Annotated in this window: 20 protein-coding genes and 1 pseudogene; 11 read left to right on the plus strand and 10 right to left on the minus strand. The window is 70.6% G+C overall.

The window, feature by feature from the left end; all coding sequences use genetic code 11:
- Positions 1 to 97: 97 nt before the first annotated feature.
- Positions 98 to 658, plus strand: coding sequence for a hypothetical protein (locus G3I60_RS08140; RefSeq protein ID WP_239069625.1), 561 nt, complete (start codon positions 98 to 100; stop codon positions 656 to 658).
- A 374-nt stretch (positions 659 to 1,032) separates the two neighbouring features.
- The gene (locus tag G3I60_RS08145) at positions 1,033 to 2,010 is read left to right on the plus strand and encodes a Ppx/GppA phosphatase family protein (protein ID WP_164292964.1); all 978 of its coding nucleotides are present in this window, start codon (positions 1,033 to 1,035) and stop codon (positions 2,008 to 2,010) included.
- Positions 2,011 to 2,707: 697 nt separating this feature from the next.
- Here G3I60_RS08145 and G3I60_RS45235 read toward each other — a convergent pair.
- Positions 2,708 to 2,938: pseudogene (locus tag G3I60_RS45235) on the minus strand (diaminopimelate decarboxylase); the annotation flags it as partial.
- A gap of 141 nt (positions 2,939 to 3,079) precedes the next feature.
- Positions 3,080 to 3,979, minus strand: coding sequence for an alpha/beta hydrolase (locus G3I60_RS08155; protein WP_164292965.1), 900 nt, complete (start codon positions 3,977 to 3,979; stop codon positions 3,080 to 3,082).
- 79 nt (positions 3,980 to 4,058) lie between these two features.
- On the opposite strand from G3I60_RS08155, the gene G3I60_RS08160 reads away from it, so the two are divergent.
- Positions 4,059 to 4,511, plus strand: a complete 453-nt coding sequence (locus G3I60_RS08160; RefSeq protein WP_164292966.1) for a MarR family winged helix-turn-helix transcriptional regulator — start codon at positions 4,059 to 4,061, stop codon at positions 4,509 to 4,511.
- A 674-nt stretch (positions 4,512 to 5,185) separates the two neighbouring features.
- Here G3I60_RS08160 and G3I60_RS08165 read toward each other — a convergent pair.
- The 4 genes from G3I60_RS08165 to G3I60_RS08180 form a co-directional block, all read right to left on the minus strand.
- Complete coding sequence (locus G3I60_RS08165) at positions 5,186 to 5,977, minus strand: ABC transporter permease (protein ID WP_164292967.1); 792 nt, start codon at positions 5,975 to 5,977, stop codon at positions 5,186 to 5,188.
- Positions 5,974 to 6,975, minus strand: coding sequence for an ATP-binding cassette domain-containing protein (locus G3I60_RS08170; protein WP_164292968.1), 1,002 nt, complete (start codon positions 6,973 to 6,975; stop codon positions 5,974 to 5,976). The genes G3I60_RS08165 and G3I60_RS08170 overlap by 4 nt, the downstream gene beginning before the upstream one ends.
- Before the next feature lie 84 nt (positions 6,976 to 7,059).
- The gene (locus G3I60_RS08175; protein WP_164292969.1) at positions 7,060 to 7,905 is read right to left on the minus strand and encodes a DUF4097 family beta strand repeat-containing protein; all 846 of its coding nucleotides are present in this window, start codon (positions 7,903 to 7,905) and stop codon (positions 7,060 to 7,062) included.
- An 89-nt stretch (positions 7,906 to 7,994) separates the two neighbouring features.
- Positions 7,995 to 8,513 carry a hypothetical protein gene (locus G3I60_RS08180; protein ID WP_164292970.1) on the minus strand — a complete coding sequence of 173 codons (519 nt, stop codon included), beginning with the start codon at positions 8,511 to 8,513 and terminating at the stop codon, positions 7,995 to 7,997.
- A gap of 455 nt (positions 8,514 to 8,968) precedes the next feature.
- Between G3I60_RS08180 and G3I60_RS08185 the strand changes: the two genes are divergently transcribed.
- The 5 genes from G3I60_RS08185 to G3I60_RS08205 all read left to right on the plus strand — a co-directional run bounded on the left by G3I60_RS08185 (position 8,969) and on the right by G3I60_RS08205 (position 14,194).
- Complete coding sequence (locus G3I60_RS08185; protein WP_138352464.1) at positions 8,969 to 9,253, plus strand: hypothetical protein; 285 nt, start codon at positions 8,969 to 8,971, stop codon at positions 9,251 to 9,253.
- A gap of 238 nt (positions 9,254 to 9,491) precedes the next feature.
- Positions 9,492 to 9,974 carry an N-acetyltransferase gene (locus tag G3I60_RS08190; protein WP_164292971.1) on the plus strand — a complete coding sequence of 161 codons (483 nt, stop codon included), beginning with the start codon at positions 9,492 to 9,494 and terminating at the stop codon, positions 9,972 to 9,974.
- A 67-nt stretch (positions 9,975 to 10,041) separates the two neighbouring features.
- Positions 10,042 to 10,956 (plus strand): hypothetical protein, encoded by a 915-nt coding sequence (locus G3I60_RS08195; protein ID WP_343240834.1) that lies wholly within the window; start codon positions 10,042 to 10,044, stop codon positions 10,954 to 10,956.
- A 398-nt stretch (positions 10,957 to 11,354) separates the two neighbouring features.
- A complete protein-coding gene (locus tag G3I60_RS08200; RefSeq protein WP_164292973.1) occupies positions 11,355 to 13,106 on the plus strand; it encodes a serine/threonine protein kinase in 1,752 nt (583 codons plus the stop codon).
- A 74-nt stretch (positions 13,107 to 13,180) separates the two neighbouring features.
- Complete coding sequence (locus tag G3I60_RS08205) at positions 13,181 to 14,194, plus strand: hypothetical protein (protein ID WP_164606934.1); 1,014 nt, start codon at positions 13,181 to 13,183, stop codon at positions 14,192 to 14,194.
- Between the two features lie 60 nt (positions 14,195 to 14,254).
- Here G3I60_RS08205 and G3I60_RS08210 read toward each other — a convergent pair whose 3' ends face one another.
- Complete coding sequence (locus G3I60_RS08210; RefSeq protein WP_164292975.1) at positions 14,255 to 14,764, minus strand: DUF664 domain-containing protein; 510 nt, start codon at positions 14,762 to 14,764, stop codon at positions 14,255 to 14,257.
- A gap of 166 nt (positions 14,765 to 14,930) precedes the next feature.
- On the opposite strand from G3I60_RS08210, the gene G3I60_RS08215 reads away from it, so the two are divergent.
- The 3 genes from G3I60_RS08215 to fusA all read left to right on the plus strand — a co-directional run bounded on the left by G3I60_RS08215 (position 14,931) and on the right by fusA (position 19,437).
- Positions 14,931 to 15,155, plus strand: a complete 225-nt coding sequence (locus G3I60_RS08215; RefSeq protein ID WP_187145353.1) for a hypothetical protein — start codon at positions 14,931 to 14,933, stop codon at positions 15,153 to 15,155.
- 81 nt (positions 15,156 to 15,236) lie between these two features.
- Positions 15,237 to 16,595: a hypothetical protein gene (locus G3I60_RS08220; RefSeq protein ID WP_164292976.1), complete on the plus strand. Its 1,359-nt coding sequence runs from the start codon at positions 15,237 to 15,239 to the stop codon at positions 16,593 to 16,595.
- A 745-nt stretch (positions 16,596 to 17,340) separates the two neighbouring features.
- The gene (gene fusA / locus G3I60_RS08225) at positions 17,341 to 19,437 is read left to right on the plus strand and encodes an elongation factor G (protein WP_343240835.1); all 2,097 of its coding nucleotides are present in this window, start codon (positions 17,341 to 17,343) and stop codon (positions 19,435 to 19,437) included.
- Positions 19,438 to 19,499: 62 nt separating this feature from the next.
- On the opposite strand, the gene G3I60_RS08230 is transcribed toward fusA, so the two are convergent.
- The 3 genes from G3I60_RS08230 to G3I60_RS08240 all read right to left on the minus strand — a co-directional run bounded on the left by G3I60_RS08230 (position 19,500) and on the right by G3I60_RS08240 (position 23,407).
- The gene (locus tag G3I60_RS08230; RefSeq protein WP_164292978.1) at positions 19,500 to 20,402 is read right to left on the minus strand and encodes an oxidoreductase; all 903 of its coding nucleotides are present in this window, start codon (positions 20,400 to 20,402) and stop codon (positions 19,500 to 19,502) included.
- A gap of 272 nt (positions 20,403 to 20,674) precedes the next feature.
- On the minus strand, positions 20,675 to 22,987 hold the full coding sequence (locus tag G3I60_RS08235; protein ID WP_164292979.1) for a germacradienol/geosmin synthase: 2,313 nt from the start codon (positions 22,985 to 22,987) through the stop codon (positions 20,675 to 20,677).
- A 186-nt stretch (positions 22,988 to 23,173) separates the two neighbouring features.
- The gene (locus G3I60_RS08240) at positions 23,174 to 23,407 is read right to left on the minus strand and encodes a DUF5133 domain-containing protein (RefSeq protein ID WP_164292980.1); all 234 of its coding nucleotides are present in this window, start codon (positions 23,405 to 23,407) and stop codon (positions 23,174 to 23,176) included.
- Positions 23,408 to 23,466: the final 59 nt, after the last annotated feature.

The following is a 23,466-nucleotide window of genomic DNA, read 5'->3' on the forward strand; positions in this document are numbered from 1 at the left end:
CCGAGGGTGCTTCCGTCCGGGCGATCGACGTTAAAAATCCATCAGCGATGCATCAAAGCACGGTGTTTCGACGTGCGGCGTGTCTAGCGTCGGCCGTATGGGACGGCGAACCGCACGCTCCGCTCCGCTGAGCGGGGCCTATTCCGCGGACTCAGGATGGACGAGCGCCCGCGACCGCTTCTGGGCCGGAGAGCTCCGGTCCGCGGCGGGCTGCGCTTGTGCGCTCTTCGCCGTGCTGACGCTGGCCGACGCCTGGAAGGGCCAGCTCACCGCGCCGCGCGCCGGGATCTGGGCGGCGCTGGCCGTCCTGCTGTTCGCCGTTCTCGCACCGGCGAGGGTGTCGGTGGACCAGGAGTGGCTGGTCTCACGCGGACTGCTGCGCCGCCGCCGGGTCCGCACGGACCACCTGGCGAGCGTGCGCTGGCACCAGGGCACGGCTCCCCGGCTCGTCCTGCGGGACACGCTCGGTGGCGTCGTCGAACTGAACGCACGGGTGCTTGTCGACAATCCGCTGCTGTGGATCGCGCTGGACGCCGGTGTCCGCAACTCCCTCGCCACCGGGACCCTGCAGAGCGGGGCAGGTGATCTGCTGCGGGCGGCGGAGCAGATCGACGGGGCCGCGGCGCGGGCCACCTTCCGCGCATCGGGGCTGGAGTAACGGGCTCCTTCGGCCGCTCACGTCAGCGGAACTCCGCGAGACGGGGGCGCAGCCCGAGCGCTGAGGACGGCTCCTTCGCCCAGTTCCTGCGGTTCTTCCTCTTCGGACAGGGCGAGGTCGCACCCGTCACCCGCGACGTACTGCGCGAGGCCGAACCGGACCGCGACCGCCGACCCCGCGTCCACGTCGGCTGAACCCCGGCCGGCCCCTCGTCCGCGCGGCCCCCTCGTCCGCTCGGCCCGGGCGAGGAAGGTGTCAACGTTGCGTCAGCGGCCCATGGGCGGAGATCAACGTTGTGTCACGAGCAACCCCGCACAGACACCCACCGCCTAGGATCGAACGCAATCGAACTGTGAAACGGGGGAAACAGTCGGATGGAAGGGGCACGCCCGGAAGTGGCCGCGGTACTGGATGTCGGGTGCCACAGCGCGTTGCTGGCAGTGGTCCGGCGGCGGCCCGGTGGGGGATTGAAGCCGGTCTTCTCGTACAAGACGCGGCTGCGGTTGCACGAGTCGCTCGACCGAAGAGGCCGCATACGCGAGGCGGGAATCACCAGCGTGCAGCGCGCGGTGGCCGAGGCGACGGCCGCCGCCCGGTTCGGCTGCCCGTCGGCGGTGTTCCCCTTCGCGACCTCCGTCATCCGGGACGCGCCCAACCGGGAAGAGATCATCGCGCGGGTGGCCCGTGCCACCGGGACCCGGCTGCGGGTTCTGCCCGGCGAGGAGGAGGCCCGCCTGGCCTATGTGGCGGCCCGGCAGTGGGCGGGCTCCGGGACGGGCTCACTGCTGATGCTGGACATCGGCGGTGGCACCGTGGAGATCGCCTCGGGCCGCGGAGAGCAGCCCCGCAGCACACTTTCGCTGCCGCTGGGCGCCCGCCGGATCACCCGGGACTGGTTCCCGGCCGGCACCCTCCCGTCGGCGGGGCGTCTGCAGGAGATCCGGGAGTACCTCAGCCATACCCTGGGGGCAGTGCCCGACCTGCCGGTGGCCTCCCGGAACGGGCGCGTCGTCGCCTGCTCCAAGACCTTCGAGCAGCTCGCCGAACTGGCCGGCGCCCCGTGCCCGGACATGAAGCCTCATGCCGGGCAGCAGCTGACGCTGCCCCAGTTGCGCGGATGGATCCCAGTGCTGGCCGCAGCGGACCCCGGCCTGCTCACCCACCTGCCGGGCATCTCCCGGCACCGCGCGGGACAGTCCCTGGCCGGCGCTCTGGTCGCCGAGGCCCTCCTCTCCGCGTGCGAGGCCAAGAGCGTCGACATCTGCCCCTGGTCCACCCGGGAGGGACTACTGCTGGAACGCCTCGGCACGGTCTCCGCGGCACCCCGGCACGACCTCCCTCTCGTCGGCTGACCTGCGGCTTACCCTCCCCGACGTTGTCGGGTCTTCCGCGACCCCGCGGAGGAGAACCGTCAAGAGTGTGCCTGTGGCTGTGGTGCCGGGCACCGACCCTGTTCGTCCCGGCCCGCCACGGTCCCGGCCCGTGGATGCACCATCGACCTGCTCACAGGGTCGGGGCACCTGTGCCCGCTTGTCATCGACCTGATGGCCGCGGGCTGTGCGTACGCTTCAATCGCCGGCTTCAATCGCCGGCTTCAATCTCTGGCTTCCCTCGCTGGAACCGCCGTGAGAAGAAGGATGCCGCCATGCGCAAGTACGCGCCCTACTTGATCATCACAGCGCTCCTCAGCTGGGTCACCGCCATCGTCCTGCTCATCGCGCTCGACCCGAACCACGGCGCCGGCACACCCTGAACCGACCGCGTACGCGTCCTGACGGCTCCCGCCGCTTGGAGGATCCCGCCGTGCCCATCATCCACAGGCTCCGCAAGGCTGGGCGTCCCCTCACCGCCGAGCGGGTGCAGATCCTCAAGTCGAGGACTGCATGACGACCTGCTCACCCTCTCCGTTCGGTTCCTCAGAGTTGGCCAGGTAGCGGTTGAACAGCTCCGCACCAACGGTGACAGCGTTGGCGCCTTCCACACCGCTCCGTGCTTCGAGGCGGCGCTCCAGCGTCGTCCGGTGGGCCTTGAGGTGGCGAACCCATGCGCGCTCCGCTTGACGGACACCACGTCGTAGAGCGCGACTCCGGCAGGTCCGACGACCGCTCGGCCGGGTTCGATGGTCAGCCGTGGCAGCGGCAGCCCCGATCGGGCGCAGCCGTCGGCAAGTTCATGGCGGATCCGGTCCGCGAGCGTGGTGATGTCGAGCGCGCTCTCCCCCGGCCCGTACGGAACCGCGTGTCCGCCACCGAGGTCCAGTTCGGGCAGCGCGACGCCGTGCAGACATGAAGGGCCTCCTCAGCCGATCAGCAGGTTCACGCAGGACACGACGGCCGCGATGCCGGCCACGCGCAGGACACCGACGCTCTGCGGATCCCAGGAGCGCCAGGACCCGGAGGTGCCGCCGGAGAGCGGAACGGTTCAGGTGCGGGCCAGTGCGGCGGTGATGAAGCGGGCGGCGCGGTCCAGGGCCGCGTCGGCCTCGTCCAGCAGGCCCTCGAAGGCCTGGAAGACGTGGGGGACGTCGGCGGTGATGTCGAGCTGGACGTCGACCCCGGCAGCGGCCGCCCGGACGGCGAACCGGGTGGAGTCGTCCAGCAGGACCTCGTTGGAGCCGGCCTGGAGCAGCAGCGGTGGCAGCCCGGTCAGGTCGGCGTGGAGGGCCGGGCTCAGCAGCGGCTGGTCGGGGTCCTGTCCGGCCAGGTAGTGGGCGAAGACGGTGGTCAGGTCCGCGCGGGTGAAGAGCGGGTCGGCGTCGTGCTTGGTGGTCATGCTCTCGCCCGAGCGAGTGGCGTCCAGGCCCGGGGAGAAGGCGACCGCGGCGGCCGGCATCGGCAGTCCGGCCTCGCGGGCGGTGAGCAGGGTGGTGATGCTGAGACCGCCGCCGGCCGACTCCCCGGCCAGGACGATCTGCTCGGCCGGAACGCCCTGGTCGAGCAGGTCGCGGTAGGCGGCGAGGCCGTCCTCGACGGCAGCGGGGAAGGGGTGCTCGGGGGCGAGCCGGTAGTCGACCGAGACGGCGCGGACGCCGGTGCGGCGCACCAGCGCGGCGGTAAGTTGCAGGGCCGTGGCGGGTGAGCCGAGGACCCAGCATCCGCCGTGGAAGTAGATGATCGTCCCGGTGGCGGGGCTGCCCTCGGGCTCGACGGTCAGGGCGGGACGCCCGCCGAGGACGGAGGGGCTGACGGTCACCCCGGCCGGGGCCGGGCCCGAGGTCATCTGGGTTTCGAAGTCCTTGCGCAGTTGCTCCGGCGGGAGGCTGCCGTCGAACGGGGCCTGCCGCATCAGGGTGTCGATTGTCGCGCGCTGTGCCTTGCTCATGCGATCCTCCAGATGAGTACTGTTCTTCACTAGGAACTATATTCCCAGGAATATCATTCCCGCGAATCTGGAGCAGAGTGTGACCGACCTCACGCAGGTGTTCATGGATCTCGTCCGCTACGAGACCAGGCTCTACAACGCGCTGGGCGAACGACTGCGCGCCGAGCACGGTCTGACGATGGGCCAGTTCGAGTTCCTGCGCATCATCGACAGTCGGGACGCCTGCCGGGTCAACGACCTGGCCGAGGAGGCCGCCATCACCGTCGGGGCAACCAGCAAGGCGGTGGACCGCTTGGAGGCCGCCGGCTGGGTGGTCCGGCGACCCAATCCCAGCAACCGCCGCTCGTCACTGCTGGAACTGACCCCCGATGGCGGCACGCTGCTGGCCGCCGCCACGCCCACTTTCGAGGACGGGCTGCGCTCCTGGCTCGCCGAGCCGCTGACGCCCGGCTCGCTGGAGCGGTTGGCATCCACCGTCGCCCTGCTACGCAGGACGCTGGAGGACGCCTCGGCTGGAATGCCTGCCGGCTAGCAGCGTGTCCCAGCAATGGGCTACCCGCCCGTGTTTCGTGATCATTCGTGCGGGAGATGGTGGTCTGCGTAGTTGGGGACGGGTTGTTCGAGGTCGAGCCGGCCGAAAGAGTCGGTCGCAGGGCCGTGGAGCGGTGGTGGACAAGCGGTTCCGGGCGTTCGACCCGCACCACGCGGACGCATCCCGGCGAACGCCGCCCTCAAGGAACGGATGGGCCCGCAAGCTGCGGACCACACCAGGCAAGGCCGCCTACTGCCGCCGCAAGGCCATCGTCGAACCGTCCTCGGACAGATCATGACCTGACACAACGGCGCCTAGCTTTTCGGTGCGGGCGGCTCCCGATCGGGAACAGGATCGGGGAGAGCAGATGCTGACTGCGGTCCGGTGACGGCTCGTTACGCAGCTGGGCCACGATCGCGGCACGCATCCCACCGATCATCTCGCCGAGTTCGTCCTGGCTGAGCCACAGCGCATGCTGCCGGTAGCCCACCGAGTCGGCGGCGGGGTCGGCGTGGTCACGCTCGAGATAGACGTTGAACTCGGCGTCCGCGACGTCCTCGACGCGGCGGGCAGCGGAGCGTAGAAACGCCCGGACGGCGTACGCCGACGCGGTGTCGGGTACGCCGCCCTGGGGCGGGAGGAGTTGCGGGAAGGAGCCCGCGTCGTCATGGCGGTTACTTGGGGTCCTGGTTGAACTTCGAGGTCGACCAGAAGTATCCGAGTACGGTCAGGCCCAGGCTCCAGGCGATGGTGAGCCATCCGTTGTTGCCGATCCCGGTGCCGAGCAGCAGGCCGCGCAGCGTCTCGATGGCCGGGGTGAAGGGCTGGTATTCGGCGATCGGCTGGAACCAGCCCGGCATGGTGTCGATCGGGATGAAGGCGCTGGAGAAGAGCGGCAGCAGGATCATCGGCAGTGCGTTGTTGCTGGCGGCCTCGGCGTTCGGACTGATCAGGCCCATGCCGACGGCGATCCAGGTGAGCGCCATGGCGAAGAGCACGAGCAGCCCGAACGCCGCCAGCCACTCCAGGACGGTGGCGTCCGTGGACCGGAAGCCGATGGCCACGGCGACGGCGCCGACGAGGACCACACTCATGACCGACTGCAGCACGCTGCCGACGACGTGCCCGACGAGCACCGAGCCGCGGTGGATCGCCATCGTGCGGAAGCGGGCGATGATGCCCTCGGTCATGTCGTTGGAGACCGACACCGCGGTCCCGACCACGGTTCCGCCGATGGTCATCAGCAGGATGCCCGGGACGATGTAGGCGATGTAGTCGGAGCGGTCGGCGCCGCCGCCACCGATGCCCGCGCTCATCACGTCGCCGAAGATGTAGACGAAGAGCAACAACAGCATGATCGGCGTGAGCAGCAGGTTCAGGGTGAGGGACGGGTAGCGCCGGGCGTGCAGGAGGTTGCGGCGCAGCATCGTGTTCGAGTCGCGGACGGCGAGGGAGAAGGCACTCATCGGACGGTCTCCTTGGACTGGTCGGGGACGTTGTTCCCGCCGGTCAGGGCGAAGAAGACGTCGTCGAGGTCGGGGGTGTGCACGGTCAGCTCGTCCGCCTCGATCTCGGCCGCGTCCAGCCAGTCGAGGATGACGCGCAGCTCGCGCTGACTGCCGTCGCAGAGGATCTGCAGCGCCAGCGCCTCGTCGTCCCGCGTGACCTCGCGCAGGGCGACGGCGGCGGCCTGGTACACGTCCGGATCGGAGAACCGCAGCCGGACATGACCACCCGGAATGAGCCGCTTCAGCTCATCCGCGGTGCCCTCGGCGGCGATCTTCCCGTCGTTGAGCACCGCGATACGGTCGGCGAGCTCGTCGGCCTCGTCCAGGTACTGGGTGGTGAGGAAGACGGTGACGCCGTCGGAGACCAACTCGCGGATGATCCCCCACATGTTGTGCCGGCTGCGCGGGTCGAGACCGGTGGTCGGCTCGTCGAGGAAGATGATCCGCGGGTTCCCGACCAGCGTCATGGCGATGTCGAGGCGCCGCTTCATACCGCCCGAGTAGGTGGAGGCCGGCTTCTTCGCCGCCTCCACCAGATCGAAGCGCTCCAGCAGCTCGGCGGCGACCCGCCGCCCCTCCTGCTTCGGCAGGTGGTGCAGATCCGCCATCAGGAGCATGTTCTCCTCACCCGTGATCAGACCGTCAACGGCCGAGAACTGCCCGGTGACACCGATCGCGGCACGCACCGCCTGCGGATCGGCGGCCAGGTCGTGGCCCCCGACCTGGGCCTGCCCGCCGTCGGCGGTGATGAGCGTGGACAGGATCTTGACGGCGGTGGTCTTGCCGGCGCCGTTCGGGCCGAGCAGCGCGAAGACAGTACCCGCCGGGATGCGCAGGTCGATCCCGTCGAGCACGAGCTTGTCGCCGTAGGACTTGCGCAGGCCGACGGCGGAGACGGCGGCGGGCGGCTTCTGACCGTCGCCACTATTGGGCATGGGCATGACAGATGAAGGCATGGGCCTCTCCCGATCGAAGGCTGGAACGGAGCGACTGGATGAAGTGACTGGAAGGGAGGGCTGGAAGGAGTGCGGGGCGGACCGTCAGGCGCGGGCGCGGCGGACGTCGATGTTGCCCCAGCGGGTCCGGGCGCGGACCTCGACGGCGTCCTCGGTCTTCTCCGGAGCCTCGGAGGCGTCGAGCGCGTTGCGTACCTGCCCGCGGCCGGAGCTGACGTCGAGCCAAGCCGCGGTGCCCGCACGGATACCGATGTCGATGGCGCCGTAGTTGGTCTCCAACTGGACGTTCCCACGGGCGACTTCGGCGACGCGCAGGGTGCCGTTCGCGGTGGTGGCGGCGACCGAGCCCTCGGCGCGCTCGATGGTGATGTCGCCATTGGAGCCGCTGACCCGGAGGTCGCCGGTCGCGGTGCCGACGGTCGTGGTGCCGTGCGAGTTCTTCAGGACGGCGGTGCCGTTGACGGTGCCGACGCGCAGGCTGCCGGAACTGGTGGTGACCTCGGCGGAGCCCTCGACGTGGTCCACGGTGATGGAGCCGTGGGACGCGGTCAGGTGCAGCGGCCCGGTCGTGTCGAGGCGGACATCGCCGGACGAGGTCTTCACGCGGACCTCGCCGAGCCGGCCCTCGCCGAGCACCTGGGTCCAGGAGCCGGTCATGTCGACGCGTGAGCCGGTGGGCAGCTCGACCGTCACGTCGACGGCGCCGGTGGCCCCGACGAGATAGCGCGTCTTGGGTGTCCTGATGGCCAGGACGCCACCCGAGTAGGTGACCTCGGTCTGCTCGGCGGCCCGTACGTCCTTGTCCTTCTTCGGGTCGCGGGGAGTCACGTCCACGACGGTGTCGGCGCGGTCGGCCGCGGCGAACTGGATGGATCCCGCGTCCACGCGGGCGTTGACCGAGATCGGCTGGGGAGTGTCGAAAGCAGGCATGGCTGTCCCGTCCTCTTGGGTCGTCCTGGGTTTTCGTGGCGTCCCCGCTGGTGGGACGTGGTGTGAGTGGAAGTGTTCTGAGGGGCTGGTCAGTGCACCCAGCCCCTGAAGCTCTGGCCGATGGTCCTGGTCTTCCCGGGAGTACGGGGGGTGGCGGCGTCGCCCGTGTCGACCGCGGCCGACACGACCCGTACGAGCCATGCGTTGACCGAGAGGCCCTCGCGTGCCGCGGCGTCCTCGGCACGGTTCTTGAGATGGGCGGGCAGGCGCAGATTGACGCGGGCGGTGCCGCCCTCGTCCGTGTCGGCGGGGACCGGGGCCGGTGCGGGCGCCGGTGCGTCGAGGGGTTCGCTCCGGTCCTCGTGCTGCGGCAGCATCACGACGAAGTCGGGGTCGAGACCGCGCAGTCGTACGTCGACCGAGCCGGGAGCGAGTTCACGGGTGACCTCGGCCATGGCGGCGGACAGCACATTGAGCATGGTCAGGCGGGTGGCCGACTCCAGCGGCGCGGTCAGCCGCTCGGCGAGCTCGCGGGCTTCGTCACCCCCGGCTTCGGCGGCCACCGCCAGTTCCCTGCGGAGTGTTTCGACGTACGGCGTGAGGTCCATGACGCAATAGTGGCACCACTATGGCGCCATTGGCAAGCACAAAGGCGCCACCCGTGGCGCGGGGCATGGCCGAGGAACGAAAGACAGGTACGTCATTGCAGGTCAAGGGCGCACAGGAGGGGGCGAGGGTTCATGGCGCCAGATTGTCGCGGAGTGACGCCAAGCGGTGCCATCACTCCTTGCCAGTCGGCGGTCACCGTTCCGGGAGTGAGCGCGGGCACGGCCACGGGCGTCCCGCCGCGGCGCAGGGCGACGGTGGTGTACAGACCGCGCCCTGCGGCCGACTTGCCGGCGGCCGGCTTCCGCGCCGCCGACTTTCCGGGAGGCCGGCAGGCCGCACCCGGATGGCGCCGAACGGAATGCCGTCGGCGGACGCCCGTGGTGTGCTGGCTCCGGCGCAGGCCGTCATCGGGGCGGCGGGGAGGAACCGGAAAAGCCACACGGAGGAGACCCCCATGGCGATTTTCATCCAGGCCGAATTGGCAGGCGTGACGACCGCACAGTACGACGCCCTGAACGCCAAGCTCCAGGCCTTGCCCGGTGACACGTTCAAGGGCTGTATGTCCCACGTCGCCATCCCGACCGGCTCGGGGATGCAGATCTTCGACGTCTGGGAGTCCGAGGAGAGCATGCGGACGTTCTCGGACCTCCTCATGCCGGCCGCGCAGGAGCTCGGACTCCCCATGGGCGAGATGCCGAAGGTCTCGCCGGTGCACGACTACTGGGTGCCCGAGGCGTAAGCGGGCATCACCCGAACGGCGGAGACCGTCGGGCCGGCGTCGTGGCCGCCCTTCCAGGCGCTTCGCCGGCCCGGAAGCCTGTGCCCAGGACGTGCGCCCGGAAACCTGTGCCCAGGACGTGCGCCCGGAAGCCCGTGCCCAGGACATGTACCCAGGACGGTCGGGGACCCATACTCAGGTGCACACAACAGCGGAAGGCGGACCCGGACGGGATCCGCCACCGATCACCTGCGGGACCATGGATCTTCTGCCTTTCGACCGGACGCACGCGGTCATGGTGGCCGGCTGGCCGCTCACCCCCGCAGAGGTGTCGATGTGGTGCGGCCTGCGGGAGTTCCCCCTGCCCGCGTGCACGGTCGAGGCCTGGCAGCAGGCCGACGACGTCCGGGCGCATCTGCTCGTCGACGGCGAAAGACCCATCGGCTACGGGGAGTTGTGGATCGACGCCGAGGAGCAGGAGATCGAGCTCGCCCGGATCATCGTCGCCCCCGACGCCCGCGGGAATGGTCACGGACGGACCCTGGTCCGCGAGCTGCTCGCCCAGGCACTGCTGACGGGGCATACCGCCGTCTTCCTGCGCGTGCACCCCGACAACGACCGCGCCCTGCGGTGCTACCGGGCCGCCGGCTTCGCACCGGTCCACCCCCGCCTCGCCGAGAGCTGGAACGCCGTCCAACCGGTTGCCTACGTATGGCTCCGGTACGACGACGCGACACCGTGACGCGCCGCACTCCCCCACCCACGCGGCCCATGGGCGGGACCAGCCATCGGTGCGCGACAATCGACGAGTGCCCGGCTACCCCTCCCTCACCGCACTCGACACGCTGCTCGCCGCGCTGCCCGGCGTAGGAGAAGCCCGCCGGCGACAGCTGGGCATGGTGCGGCGGGAACTCGCGGCGGCACTGGAGCGGGACGCGCTGCCGGTGACGGCCCGGCGCAACCTGCGACGGCTGCTGGAGACCGCAACGTTGGAGACCTACCTGCGCCTCGCCGAGTCCGGCGCGCTGCGCCACCGGCTCGTCGGCGGACGGCGCCCGCCGACCTCCCCGCCCACCAACCAGGCCCGCTACGACTGTCTGAACCTCGCCCGGCAGGCACTGGGCCTGCCCCGACTGCCGCTCGGCGGCGGCACCCCGATACTGCGGCCCACCCCCGAGTCAGGTCAGCTCGCCGCGCTGCGGCGGCAGCTCGGCCAGGACCTCGGCGGCCACCTCTCCCCCGGCCGGATCCGGCTGACCGCCGTACTCGCCCTGCTGCTCGACACCCGGTCACGGTCCGGCGAACTGACCGTGCAGCGCGTCACGCATCTCACCGGCGACGACACCCGCCCGCACACCGGAATCCATTCGCGGCGGCAGCCGCAGCACGGCACCGGCGTCGCGACCGAGAGCGAATGGCTGCCGCTGTCGGACCTGAGCCGGGCCGCACTCGACCGGTGGCTGCCGCTGCGCGCCGATCTGATGAGCCACGCGCACGGCACGACCCGCCTGTGGGTGAGCCTCCGCATGAACCACGCGGGCACCCTGGACGACGACGGCCGGGCCACCCTGCGGCCGGCCGGGATGCCGCTGGAGGAGAACGGACTGATCACCTCCTACCGCGCCGGGCGCTCCCGGTACGAGGAACTGCGACGGCTCCTGCCCCCGAAGATGGAGCAGCTGCGCCGGGCCGCCGAGGACCAATACGTGGCATCGCAGGTGTAGTTCCGCGCTGCGGTTCCTCCTGGGCGCGACCCCGTAAGGCCCGCCGTGAGCCCCGCGGTGAGCCGCGCCGTAAACCCCCCTCCCCCGCTGCCTGTTCGGTCCTTTCCTCGACGACAACGGGGAAGCCACAGGGCTTGTTATTATCGTCGACGCACGGTTGACGGTGCCGACCTCAGCCGAGGAGGTGGACACAGACGCTGAGGGGGTTGACGCGGCCGTGGCCGGACCACCCGGCAGCAACCGCCCCTGACCTCACCCCCTACGCTGGACCCCGCCACGTCGCGGACACGGAAGACCGCCGGAAGACGGCCGGAACACCTCCGGACGGCAGACGGACGACAGCCGAACGCCGGCCCGACGACGCGCGACGGAATTGAACAGGATGGGACGGAGCAAGGGTGACGACGGGGGACACGAACGGCGGCGAACTGGTCGGCACGGTCATAGCCGGGCGTTACCGGGTGACCGCGCAGCTGGGCCGGGGCGGCATGGGCGTCGTCTGCCGCGCGGTGGACGAGGTGCTGGGCCGGGAGGTCGCGGTCAAGGTCCTGCGCGCGTACAACGACGCGTCAGGACCCGAACTGGCCGATCTGCGGGCCCGGATGCAGCGCGAGGCGCGGGCCGCCGCCCGTATCCGTCACAGCGGTGTCATCACCGTGCACGACGTGACCGAGGAGCAGGGACTGCCGGTCATCGTCATGGAGTTGGTCGAGGGCCCCTCGCTCGACGACGTGCTGGCGGAGAACGGCGCGATGGATCCGCGCGAGGCCGCCGCGATCGGCGCCAAGGTGATGGACGCGCTCGACGCGGCGCACCGGGCCGGGGTGCTGCACCGGGACGTCAAGCCCGGCAATGTGCTCCTCGACCGCAGTGGGCGGGTGGTGCTCACCGACTTCGGCATCGCCAGTGTGGAAGCCCCCGACGAGGACGCGATGACCAAGCTGACCCAGGACGGGGTCATCGTCGGTTCGCTCGACTTCCTCGCGCCGGAGCGCGCCAAGGGCCAGGAGCCCGGCCCCGCTTCGGACATCTGGGCGCTCGGCATGACGCTCTACGCGGCGGTGGAGGGCGGTTCGGCGTTCCGCCGCACCTCCGTCTGGTCCACGCTCAACGCGATCGTCGGGGACCCGCTGCCGGAACCCCGGCAGTCCGGCCCGCTGGCGCCGGTGCTCCTCGCACTGATGGCCAAGGAACCGGCGGACCGCCCGTCCGCCGACCAGGCGCGCCGGATGCTGGAGACGGTCGCCGCCGGGAGCGGCACGAGTGTGCCGCCCGCGTCCGTGGCGGGAGCCGCTCCGCTGCGCCGGGCGGTGCCTCCGGCCGTCGCGGGAGCGGGCAACGCATCCGCCGGGCGGCCGCCCGCACCCGCCGCGTCTCCCGCGGAAGCGGCGCCGCCGCCCGGAGCCGCCGGATACCGGCCGTCCGCCGGCCTGGGCGGCTCGGGCGGTCCTCTCGTCTCCCCCGCCGGTGGCAGGGAACGGCGGACCGAGCCGCTCCCCTCGCGCCGCCGTAACCGGGGCCGCATCACCGTCGCGGCGGCGGCCGCCGCCGTTGTACTGGCCGGCGGCGGACTGGCGTACGCCCTGGTGGGAACGGTTGATTCGGGCGGTGCCGGGCAGCAGAACCACGCGGCCGGCTCCAGTGGCACCCCGCAGGGCGAGGCCGACATCGCGGGCGAGAAGGCCGATGGAAAGACCGGCAAGAAGACCGGCTCGAAGTCCCCGGGAGCGTCCGCGTCCTCCTCTCGCACGTCCGGAAAGCCCACGAAGCCGTCCGGCGGCACGAGTCCGGGTGACGCCGGCAGCCCTTCCGCCTCCGGCAGCAAGGCCGGGGGGGCGCCGTCGTCGCCGGCGGCCCCCAGCACGTCGGCGAGCGCGGTGTCGAAGAGCTGCACCGGTTGGACCCACCAGGACCCGCATCCAGGCACCTACGGCTACATGACCGGCAGCTTCCACCTCACGACCGGCCCGTACGCGGTATGCCCGGACGTGGCGATGGCCAAGTCGGGAGCGAAGGTCTTCTACCACTGCTTCATCCTCAACGCGTACGGCCACACCTGGACCTACGTGCGGATCGACGGCACCAAGACCGCAGGCTGGATGTCCAACGACAACCTCACCAAACAGAAGGGCCCCGCCTACCACTGCTGAGCCTCTGCCGGGGCCCGTCCCCCCTCCCCCACCGGGCCGGTCGTACTGTCCGACCGGGCCGGTAGGGTGCGCGAGTGATATTCGCACGAGCTACGTTCACCGACGCCGTCGCCGCCTTCGAGGCCGCGGTGCGCGCGCAGGACTCCCGGGCGTCGGGGAAGTCCTTCGGGAAGCTGCAGCAGTCCTTCCAGCGGGCGGACGACGCCGAACTCGCCGCGGCCGCACCGCGGCTCGCCGCGCTCCTGCCCGAGGTGCCGGCCGGCCCCCGTTCGGTGATCGCGGTCCTCGTGGGTGCCTGTGTGGAGCGCGGCGCCGATCCCGCCGGGTGCGCCCCGGCGATCTTCGCGGAGTTGGGGAAGGCACTCGCCGGCGCGGCGGAGTTCGTCGAGCGGTGGGCCGCCACCGGCGGCGGCGACCTGCCGCACGCCGACGGGAGCGGCCCGGAGGCCGCGGTGGTCGCCCGGGTCGGCGCGGACGCCGCCCAGGCTTGGTGGTCGCTGCCGCAGTGGGAGATGGCCACGGTCGCCATGCTCAGCCACCGGTCGGTACGGGCCCAGGTGGACGGACGCCAGGAGTTGGTCACGGCCGCCCGCCACCTCGCCGAGGTGAGCGGCGACGAGCTGAAGTGCCTCATCTACGCGCTGCTCGTCCTCGACGACGAACCGCTGGTGGTCCTGCACCGGGAGAGCCGGTCCGGCTACCGGATGCGGATGAGCGGGCTCGGTGACAACTTCCAGCTCCACACCCTGCTGGCCGCCGAACTGGTCGGCGCCGGGCACCTCCCCGGCGAGGCGCCCACCCCCGAGGCCGTCGCCGTGTGCCGGAACGCCCCGGGCCAGGTGCCCACGACCGGTGCGTTCAACCTGGCCGCGCCCGACGGGACATGGATCTGGAACGAGGGCACGCCGTCCGACATCCCGGTCGTGGACGACGTACGGCTCCTGGTGCTCGACCCGCCGCCGTACTCACGGGGGTGGCCCGCCGGCCGCTTCTTCCCCGGGATGCCCGGTGAGCTCGTGCTGGAAGGCGTGCTGGACGCGGCGGAGACCGAGAGCTGGTTCGCCAAGGTCGCCGACGCCAAAAGCTGACTCACCTTTGGTGGTCGAGCCTTTGGTGGTCGAGCACGGTGAACACGGCGGCCCGGCGCGTCAGCGCCGCCGCAGGACGCCACGGATGAAGGCGGCCTGGCCCGCGTGCTGCAGATCGTCGGAGATGACGCTCATGAGGCGTACGCCCTGCGTCACCGCCGGGGTCCAGGCTTCGTCGACGACGCGGTCGAGGTCGGCCTCGCTGAGCCCTCGCACGTAGCCGACGGTGTGCTCGTGAACGGCGTCGTAGTAGCCCAGGAGCAGCGCCGGGGTGTCGACGCGGACGGCGGCCACGTCGTCGGTGCGGTGGCCGTAGCCGGTGGCTCCGGTGGAGAAGGGCAGCTGGAAGCGGTCGAACCAGCCCTCGGCGGTCCAGATCTCCTCGGTGCCCGCCAGGTCGGCGACATGGTCGTCCTGAATGCGCGTCAAATGCCACACCAGCCAGCCGATCGAGTTGGCCTCACCGTCGAGACGCACGGACAGCTCGTCCGCGCCGAGTCCTTCGACGGCGCCGTGGACGGTTTCCTGGACCCGGCCGAAGGCATCGGCCAGTAGCTCCGCGCTGTTCATCCGTGACTCCTCAGAAAGTGGCAACGTTCCGACCCTTCCGATTGTGCACGCCGGCCGGCGGGGTGGGCGGGAGCACGGGCGGCGGGGCGCCGGCCGGACCGGCCGGGAAAAATCACCGGCGTCGCCGCTGCGCCGCAATTCGAACACGTGCTTGAATTAGCGGGTGATGTACTCCTTCCCCCACGACCTCCTGCAAGCACAGCGCGAGTGGTACGCCGTGTACGGCCAGCTCGCCGACCGCACCAGTAGCAGCACCGCCGCACAGACCACGGCACTGCGCCGCCGTCTGCACCGGCTCTCCGTCCAGGTGTCCACACATCCGTACTGGGAGGCACATACCGGACGGGCACCGGCGGCGCGCATGGCGCTGCGTGAACTGGCCCGCTCCTGAGCGACGTTCGACGGGGCTCCCACCGTGACCGGTCCGCCCGTCAGTGGTATCAAGGGGCAGCCGTTCAACGGAGGAGGGGCCATGCAGGGTTACGCCCGTAGGTACGTCGGAAACTTCGTTCTCGCCGTCTTCATCAATCTCTCGGTGCCCGTGGTCCTCCTCATCGCCGTGGCCGCTGCCGGACCCGGAGTCGATGGGAGGTTGTCGGCGGCTTCCCTCGGCCTGGGGCTGCTCGGTGCCCTGTCCGTGCCCTTCTCGGCGAAGCGTCTCGCGCGGGCGGACTTCCCGCGGATCAGCCGCGGGGAGGTCATCGAGGACGCGGGCCACCACGAGGACGATGCGTTCGCCCTGTGGTCTCCGCGCGCCGACGACCACATCCGGCAGGGCCGGTTGGCCAGGGCCGATGTTCTGGAAGCGACGTTCGTGTCGTACACCCCCGACTCGGAGGCGAGCTTCGTCCATTACGTCGGCGACTTCGACCCCACCGAGGTCAGGCCCCTGATCCGGCTGAAGCTCCTGGTGCGCGGTGACGGGATCGATTCCTTCGAGACCACCGACGAAGTGCGGGTGCAACCGCTGTGTCTGGCCGCCGTCACCGCCGGACGCCTCGCCGTCTACGTCGATCCGGACAGCTCCACGGTGCTGGGCGTCGACTGGCCGCGCAGCGCCCTGCTGTCCGGTGCCAGAACCTGCAAGGTGCTCGGGCTCGACGGCCGGAGCGTCGAGCTGACCGGACATCCCGACCTCCTGATGGAACAGATGCAGATCTCGCGCGCCGCCGGCGACATCGCCCTGGTCGTCGACACGGTCGTTCTCGAGCGGCTCGAACCCGAGGTGGCAGCACGAATAGCGGGGCTGGCCGAGCGGGCCCGTACCGCCGCGGCGGACCGGGACCGCCCGGCGCCGCCGGGCGAGGGGCCGACCTGGGTGGTCGACGACCTCCCCGGCGAAAAGGGAGCGTTCGGCCGTGTCGGCAAGGGCTGGGCGCGCAGAGGAGGGCGGCTGGCCCGCGCCCGGTTCCTCGAGATCCGGGGCACGACCACCTTCCAGGCCGACGGCCCGGTGGTGAAGACGATGCTGCGCATCCGCCCTGAGGACGGCGGCGCCCCCTTCGACGTGCGGCGCAAGCTGACGGTGCCGATGAACTACCTGGCGCTGCTGCACCGTACGAAGGAGGTCGTCGTCCGCGTCAGCCCGAACAGGAGGTCGTACGACATCGACTGGGAACGCACCAACCTTCTTGCCGGGGTCGGCCCGGCCGTGGTGATCGGTCCCGACGGGCAGCAGGTCACCCTGACGGGACAGGCCGATCCGCTCTGGGCCGTCATGAAGCTGCTCGTGGCCAACGCGGTCAGCAACCCCAGCGGCACTCTGGACCTCCGCGAGCACCGCCCGGAGGTGGCGGAGCAGGTCCTCGACGTCATCAGACGGACGGGCTAGTCCTCGTCCTCGTCCTCGTCGTCCATCAGGCGCTCCACATCGCTCACCGCCTCGTCGGCGACCTCGCCGAGGAACCGCGGGCAGGCCGGTCATGAACGCCGGGCAGAGCAGGGTCTCCAACGGCGGCCCCCTGCCCGACGTTTCGCGGTCGAGTTCATGGAGGCGGTGTCCGCCGGGGTGGCTCAGTCTGATGCCGAGTTCAGCGGCCGGCGGTCCGCTGCCCGGCAGGTGAGGATGACCGTCCGGGCCGTGCTCGCAAGGGACTTGGCTCTCGTGGGCCAACGCCTTCGCCAGTGCCTCGATCAGATCGTCGAGGTGGGTTCGGAAGGGGTTCCGAAATCCGGTTCCCCACCCGCACCCCGGTTCACTACACTCGCAACGAATCGCGCGCCGCCACGTCTTCGTCATCGCGGCGCGCACCGTGACCAGTGAGGGGAGACCGGCCATGCGTTACCGCACCGCTGTCGTTGTTCCCCAGTCACGGTACGAGGTGATCCTGGTGTCTTCGTGCCCCCAGTGCCGGCTGCGCGGCCGCCACTGGATGTCCGTGACGAACGCCTGACCTCCGAACCGACCCCCCTGTACCCGTCCCGTCCGGTGGTGAACCGCTGAGCGGGTACGGCCTGATGCGATGTGCCGCGTCGGATGTGCCGCGTCAGAGGGTTCCGTGCGGCCTGGTCGCAGGCCGTCTTCGTCCGGAATCGCGCCGACCCGTTCCCAGGATCACCCCGAAAGGCCATGGGCCGTGCGTACCGACCTGCATCGTCAACCCGTCAATCCACTGACCGCCGTCCGCAATCTGGGCATCCTCGCCCACGTCGACGCCGGAAAGACCACCGTCACCGAACGGATCCTGTACTTCACCGGCGCCACCCACAAGCGGGGCGAGGTGCACGACGGGACGACCGTCACCGACTTCGACTCCCAGGAGCGCGACCGTGGCATCACCATCTTCGCCGCCGCGGTGAGTTGCGCGTGGGACGGGCACCGGATCAACCTGATCGACACGCCCGGCCATGTGGACTTCGCCGACGAGGTGGAGCGCTCGCTCCGCGTCCTCGACGGCGCGGTCGCGGTGTTCGACGCCGTCGCCGGGGTCGAACCGCAGAGCGAGTCGGTGTGGCGGCAGGCCGACCGGCACGGCGTACCGCGGATCGCGTTCGTCAACAAGCTGGACCGTGTCGGCGCCGACCTCGACGCGGCCGTCGAGTCGATCCGGGAGCGGCTGCATCCGGCTCCGCTGGTGGTCCAGCTCCCGATCGGCAAGGAGGACGGGTTCACCGGCGTGGTGGATCTGCTCCGCATGCGCGCGCTGGTCTGGGCCGGCGACGGTGACACGTTCGAGGAAGGCCCGGTACCCGAGGCCCTGCTCGAAGAGGCGCACCGGCGCCGCCGGTTGCTCGAAGAGGCGGTGGCGGAACTCCATCCGCTCGCGTTGGAGGAGTTCTGTGCCGGGTCGACGATCTCCGCGCCGACGCTGGCCGCGGCACTGCGCGACCTGACCCGTACCGGTGAGGGCGTTGTGGTGCTGTGCGGTGCGGCCTACCGCAACCGTGGCATCGAGCCGCTGCTCGACGCCGTCGGGGCCTATCTGCCGTCGCCGCTGGACGTGCCGGCGGTACGCGGCACCCTGCGCGGCATGGAGGAGGAGCGGGCCGCCGATCCTTCGGCGCCGTTCGCGGCGCTGGTGTTCAAGGTGACGTCGACGTCCACCGGGCGGCTGACCTATCTGCGGGTGTACTCGGGAACGATCCGGAAGGGAGACACGGTGATGGACGTGGGCGCACGGCGCTCCGAGCGGATCAGCCGGATCCTCCGGGTACAGGCCGACCGGCACGCGGAGATGGGCCAGGCGGTCGCCGGGGACATCGTCGCGGTGATCGGGCCGAAGGCCGCCCGCGCCGGAGCGACCTTGTGCGTGCCCGAGGCCCCGCTGGTCCTCGAACCGCCAACGACGGCCGATCCGGTCGTTTCCGTAGCGGTCGAGGCTCGCAGGAGCACCGATACGGACCGGTTGGTGTCGGCGTTGGTGCGGCTGGTCGAGGAGGATCCCTCGCTGGTGGTCAGGACCGACGCCGAGACGGGTCAGACGGTGCTGTCGGGCATGGGCGAGCTGCATCTGGAGGTCGCGGTGGAGAAGATCCGCCGTGCCCACGGTCTGGAGATCGGCGTCGGCCGCCCGCAGGTGGCCTACCGGGAGACGGTCTCCCGCGGCGTCACCGGACTGCTGTACCGGCACGTCAAGCAGGACGGCGGCGCCGGCCAGTTCGCCCATGTCGTCCTCGACGTGGATCCGCTGGATGCCGCCGACGCCATCGGCGACGACAGCGGCGGCAGTGCGGTGGAGTTCGTGTTCCGGTCGGCCGTCGTCGGTGGACGGGTTCCGCAGGAGTACGTCCGGGCGGTGGAGGCCGGTTGCCGGGACGCTCTGATCGAAGGTCCCCTCGGCGGTCACCCGGTCACCGGACTGCGGGTCACGCTGACCGACGGAGCCACCCATCCCAAGGACTCCTCGGAGATGGCGTTCCGTACGGCCGGCCGGCTCGCGCTCCGGGAGGCACTGCGCGCCAGCGCGATGGTGCTGCTGGAGCCGGTGGTCGAGGTCACGGTCACGGTGCCGGACGACGCCGTGGGCGGAGTGCTCGGTGATCTGGCCGCACGGCGCGGCCGGGTCTCGGGCTCGACCGCGCGGGCGGGCACGGCGGTGATCACCGCGGCCGTGCCGCTGGCCGAGCTGTTCGGCTACGCGACCCGGCTGCGCAGCCGGACCCAGGGCCGGGGCACGTTCACCACCCGTCCCACCGGCTACGCGCCGGCCCCGGCCTCGGTGGAAGCCCGCTGAGCCGGTAGCTCAGGGCCGGCCCCGCTCGCCTCCATGCGAGCGGGGCCGGCTCGCGGGACCCGCTACGCCTCGGCCTCGGGCGCGTCGAGGAGGGTCATCTCCTGCTCCGTGAGACGCAGCGCGCCCGCGGCGACATTGGCGGTGAGGTGGTCCGGATTGCCGGTCCCCGGAATGGCCAGCACGTGCGGACCCTGCTGGAGCGTCCAGGCGAGCCGGACCTGCGCGGACGACACACCGCGCGCGTCCGCGATGGCGCGTACCTGGGCGTTCTCCGCACCGGTCGCGCCCGACTCGCGCCCTTCACCGGCGATGGCGAAGAACGGCACGAACGCGATCCCCCGCTCCCCGCAGAGGTTCAGGAAGTCGTCGGCACCCGGGCGCCGCGCGTCGATACCGTAGCGGTTCTGCACGCAGACGACGGGCGCGATGGCCTGGGCCTCGGCGAGATGTTCGGCGCGGACGTTCGACAGGCCCAGATGACGGATGAGACCGGCGTCCCGCAGTTCGGCCAGCGCCCCGAAGTGCTCGGCGATCGAGCCGGGTGCGTTCATCCGCAGATTCACCACGTCGAGGTGGTCCCGTCCGAGCTGCCGCAGGTTCTCCTCCACCTGACCGCGCAACTGGTCCGGCGTGGGCCAGGGCAGCCACGCACCCGAAGCGTCCCGGCTCGGACCGACCTTCGTGACGATCACCAGATCGTCCGGGTACGGGGCCAGTGCCCGATTGATCAGCTCATTGGCGGAGCGCAGCGACGAGAAGTAGAACGCGGCGGTGTCGATGTGGTTCACACCGAGCTCGATCGCCCGGCGCAGCACCGTGATCGACCGCTCACGGTCGCTCGGCGTCCCGAGATCGAACGCGGCACTCCCGGTCAGGCGCATCGCGCCGAGTCCGATCCGGTTGACCGTCAGGTCACCGAGCTTCCAGGTACCTGCGGCCTCGGCGGTGATCGTCCGTGCGGGCAAGAGCGGTCCTCTCGATCGATCTTCGTCCGGTGGTCCCGGCAGCACTGCGGAGATCGGATTATGAGGCGCCGGTCGGCGTGCCGGGAAGCCGGGAGAGGTGCGGTGATCATCACATCCGGAGCGGGAATCCGCGGCCGGGGATTCAGGTTGGGATCGGCAACGACATCACACCGCCGGCGGGGACGCCCGCCGGCATGACGCTCTACCGTGCAGGGCCGCTCCTCTGCAGTGTCGACACTGCCGAGGAGCGGCCCTGAAATCGCTGCGGCGCCTCAGACGGCGCCGCGTCGGGCGCCGCGGTCGTGGGAGCGCTCTGCGGGTGAGGGCAAGAAGATGCGGGCGGCCGAGGTGCCCAGGCCGGCTGGGGTGGCCCAGGCGTGTCCTTCCGGGGAAGGCAGGGACGGCAGTGCCGGGGGCTCGGACGGGAGGGTGGTCCGGGGGGTGGGTGTGTGGGGGACGCCGCTGTAGGGCAGGGTGCTCGGCAGGTCGGCGTCGTAGTAGCGGCGCGCGCCCCGGTGCCAGTTGAGGATGCCGACGAGCCAGTCCTGCAGTTCCTTCATGTACTCGTCCATGGTCGCCCGGCCCTCGGCGTCCAGGTCGAAGTCGTCGTACAGCACGGGAAGTTCGTGCTCCATCGCGTGCTGGAACTGGGCGAGCCGGGACGACATCAGATCCGCGACGATCTTCAGGGCGGTCGGATAGTCGCAGTCGAAGAAGTTCTCGACGACGAGGATGAGGTTGTGGATCTCTCCCTCGTACTGGATCTCCTTCTGGTACGAGAAGACGTCGTTGATCAGGAATCCGTAGTCGGAGACCGCGTTCTCGATCGCGCGCAACGTGCCGCTCTCATAGATCCCCGGCGGCAGCTTCTTGCCGTGCCGCATCCGGCACAGGCTCATGGTGAGGTCGGAGCCGAAGGTGAACCGGCGCATCTCCAGGTAGTCGATGGGGTCGGGGATGCGGTTCTGGTGCTGGTTGTGGAGTTCCCACAGCCAGCTGTCCAGCATGACCTCGATGGTGCGCTGGAAGGCCCGGCGCTGGTCCATGTCCATGGGCACGATGGTGCGGCCCCACAGGTCCGCGAGGCCGCGTTCCATCGGGGTGACCGCCAGGGCGGCTCCGACGGCCGGGTCCTCGACGGTCATACAGGCCTTCAGACGATCGGTGCACAGCTTCGCGCCGGCGAGGTCGTGGGTGCGGCCGAAGGCGAGCGGGTACAGGTCGTCGCCGTAGGTCCCCCAGGTCAGCCACTCCGCGCTGAGCTCCAGTTCCTCACGCGTGGCGTCCGGATCGAGGCCGGCCGAGCAGAGGGCGAAGTCGTAGCCGGCGAGCTTGTCCTCGTCCCAGATGTCGGCGAGCAGGCCCATCCGCCCGGCCCAGGCGACGGATTCCTTCCGCGCGTGATCGAGGTGCGGACTGACCGTCAGAGTGAACGGCAGGTCGAAGTCCGGTAGTCGGGAGGGGCCGACGTGCCGGCGCGGCACGTTGCTGTGGCTCCGCAGCCGGGCCTTGGCCGGCCGGCCGAAGAGCGTCTTGATGTCCAGGACCGACGTGCCGACGGCTCCCCCGAACAGGGCGTTCGGGGTGGTGACCGCGCCTTCGTTCATGTACCGGCTGGAGCGCAGATGCCACTCGTGGCCGCCGGACTGCCAGTCCTGCAGCCCCTTCACGTACGCGGCGACGGCGGCGCACTGCGCCGGATCCAGGCCCTTCTCCACGCAGAGCGCGGGGACTTCGGTCAGCGCGGTGTTCTCGAACTGCTGCAGCCGCGAGGTGAGCAGATCGTTGACGGCCTCGGCCGCCTCCTGGGTCGTACAGCCCAGGAAGGTCTCCAACACCAGGACACCGTTGCTGAGTTCGCCCTCCTCCTCCACCTCCCGCTGGTACGAGAAGAGGTCGTTCCGCAGGTGGACGCCATCCGAGAAGGCGTCGGTGAGGACGCGCAGCGGACGGGTCCCCGCGACCGGGACCGGGAGCTCGGCGTTCGCCGCGAACTCGATGATCCCCGCGGACCAGGGCGCCCCGCCCACCTTCCGGCGCATCTCGATGTACTCGACGGGGTTGGCGATCCGCCCGGTGTCGATGTTGGCGAGTTCCCACAGGGACTCGTTGAGGAGGTTGCGGGTCGACTCCGCGAAGCGCTCGCGCCAGGCGTACGACATGCTCGGCACGGTGCGCGCCCACAGGTCGGCGAGCCCGGCCTCCACCGGGTTGCGCGGCTCCGGGAAGCCGTCCGCCAGATCCATCGGCATGAACGCCGGCAGCCGGTCCAGATACTCCTTGCCGCCCTCCCGGTCGGGAGTCCGTTTGTACAGCTCCAGGAAGTGGTCATCGAAGAAGAACACCCACACGTACCAGTCGGTGACCAGCGACAACACGTCGGCGTCGCAGTCCGGGTGGGTGTACGAGCACAGCAGGGCGTAGTCGTGGGCGTCGAGGTCCTTCTGCTCCCAGATCCCTGAACCCTCCAACATGCCCATTCCCCGGGCCCACACCCTGGACTGCTCACGGGCCGCTTCCAGATGCGGGTTGAGCCGGGCCGGGTACGGCATGTAGAACTCGGGCAGGTCAAACGGCTGAGTCACTGGGCCGCCCCTCCAATTTTGCGCGCCAGTTGGTCAGGCCCAGTCATGCCCAAGGAGCCGGTGGCCATACGGAGTACCGCGTCGTCTCACACGAAAGTATGACGTTCCGCCAAAACACCCCGAACGAGCGGCCGGTTCTGCAGACGGCTGACTCCGCAGAACCGGCGCGACGACGGATCCAGACCCTCAGCCGACCGCGGTGGGCGTGCGGGGAGCGGTGGGAATCGGCCGGGTCTGCTCGCGGGCGGCGAGGAGCGCCGCCCCGATGTCCCGGGTGCCGGTGGAGACGCACAACGTGTACGCGGTGTCCTGGAGTTGGCGGTGGACGTACGGGTCGACGGCGTCGGAGCGGGCGATTAACTGCAGGGCGTCGTAACGTTCCAGCAGGTTCCGCAGTACGGCGGGGTGGGCCATCAGCATCGTGGAACTCCCTCGGCTCGGCGGTTCGGTGCGGCGGTTTCGTGCGTCAGCCCTGCACG

It is taken from the genome of Streptomyces sp. SID13666, assembly GCF_010548325.1.
GTDB lineage: Bacteria > Actinomycetota > Actinomycetes > Streptomycetales > Streptomycetaceae > Actinacidiphila > Actinacidiphila fildesensis.

Excerpts from the sequence above, each read along its gene's own strand:
- G3I60_RS08140 (WP_239069625.1), top strand. The coding sequence starts at position 98 with ATGGGACGGCGAACCGCACGCTCCGCTCCGCTGAGCGGGGCCTATTCC.
- G3I60_RS08145 (WP_164292964.1), top strand. The coding sequence starts at position 1,033 with ATGGAAGGGGCACGCCCGGAAGTGGCCGCGGTACTGGATGTCGGGTGC.
- G3I60_RS08155 (WP_164292965.1), bottom strand. The coding sequence starts at position 3,979 with ATGAGCAAGGCACAGCGCGCGACAATCGACACCCTGATGCGGCAGGCC.
- G3I60_RS08165 (WP_164292967.1), bottom strand. The coding sequence starts at position 5,977 with ATGAGTGCCTTCTCCCTCGCCGTCCGCGACTCGAACACGATGCTGCGC.
- G3I60_RS08170 (WP_164292968.1), bottom strand. The coding sequence starts at position 6,975 with ATGCCTTCATCTGTCATGCCCATGCCCAATAGTGGCGACGGTCAGAAG.
- G3I60_RS08175 (WP_164292969.1), bottom strand. The coding sequence starts at position 7,905 with ATGCCTGCTTTCGACACTCCCCAGCCGATCTCGGTCAACGCCCGCGTG.
- G3I60_RS08180 (WP_164292970.1), bottom strand. The coding sequence starts at position 8,513 with ATGGACCTCACGCCGTACGTCGAAACACTCCGCAGGGAACTGGCGGTG.
- G3I60_RS08185 (WP_138352464.1), top strand. The coding sequence starts at position 8,969 with ATGGCGATTTTCATCCAGGCCGAATTGGCAGGCGTGACGACCGCACAG.
- G3I60_RS08190 (WP_164292971.1), top strand. The coding sequence starts at position 9,492 with ATGGATCTTCTGCCTTTCGACCGGACGCACGCGGTCATGGTGGCCGGC.
- G3I60_RS08210 (WP_164292975.1), bottom strand. The coding sequence starts at position 14,764 with ATGAACAGCGCGGAGCTACTGGCCGATGCCTTCGGCCGGGTCCAGGAA.
- G3I60_RS08215 (WP_187145353.1), top strand. The coding sequence starts at position 14,931 with ATGTACTCCTTCCCCCACGACCTCCTGCAAGCACAGCGCGAGTGGTAC.
- G3I60_RS08220 (WP_164292976.1), top strand. The coding sequence starts at position 15,237 with ATGCAGGGTTACGCCCGTAGGTACGTCGGAAACTTCGTTCTCGCCGTC.
- G3I60_RS08240 (WP_164292980.1), bottom strand. The coding sequence starts at position 23,407 with ATGCTGATGGCCCACCCCGCCGTACTGCGGAACCTGCTGGAACGTTAC.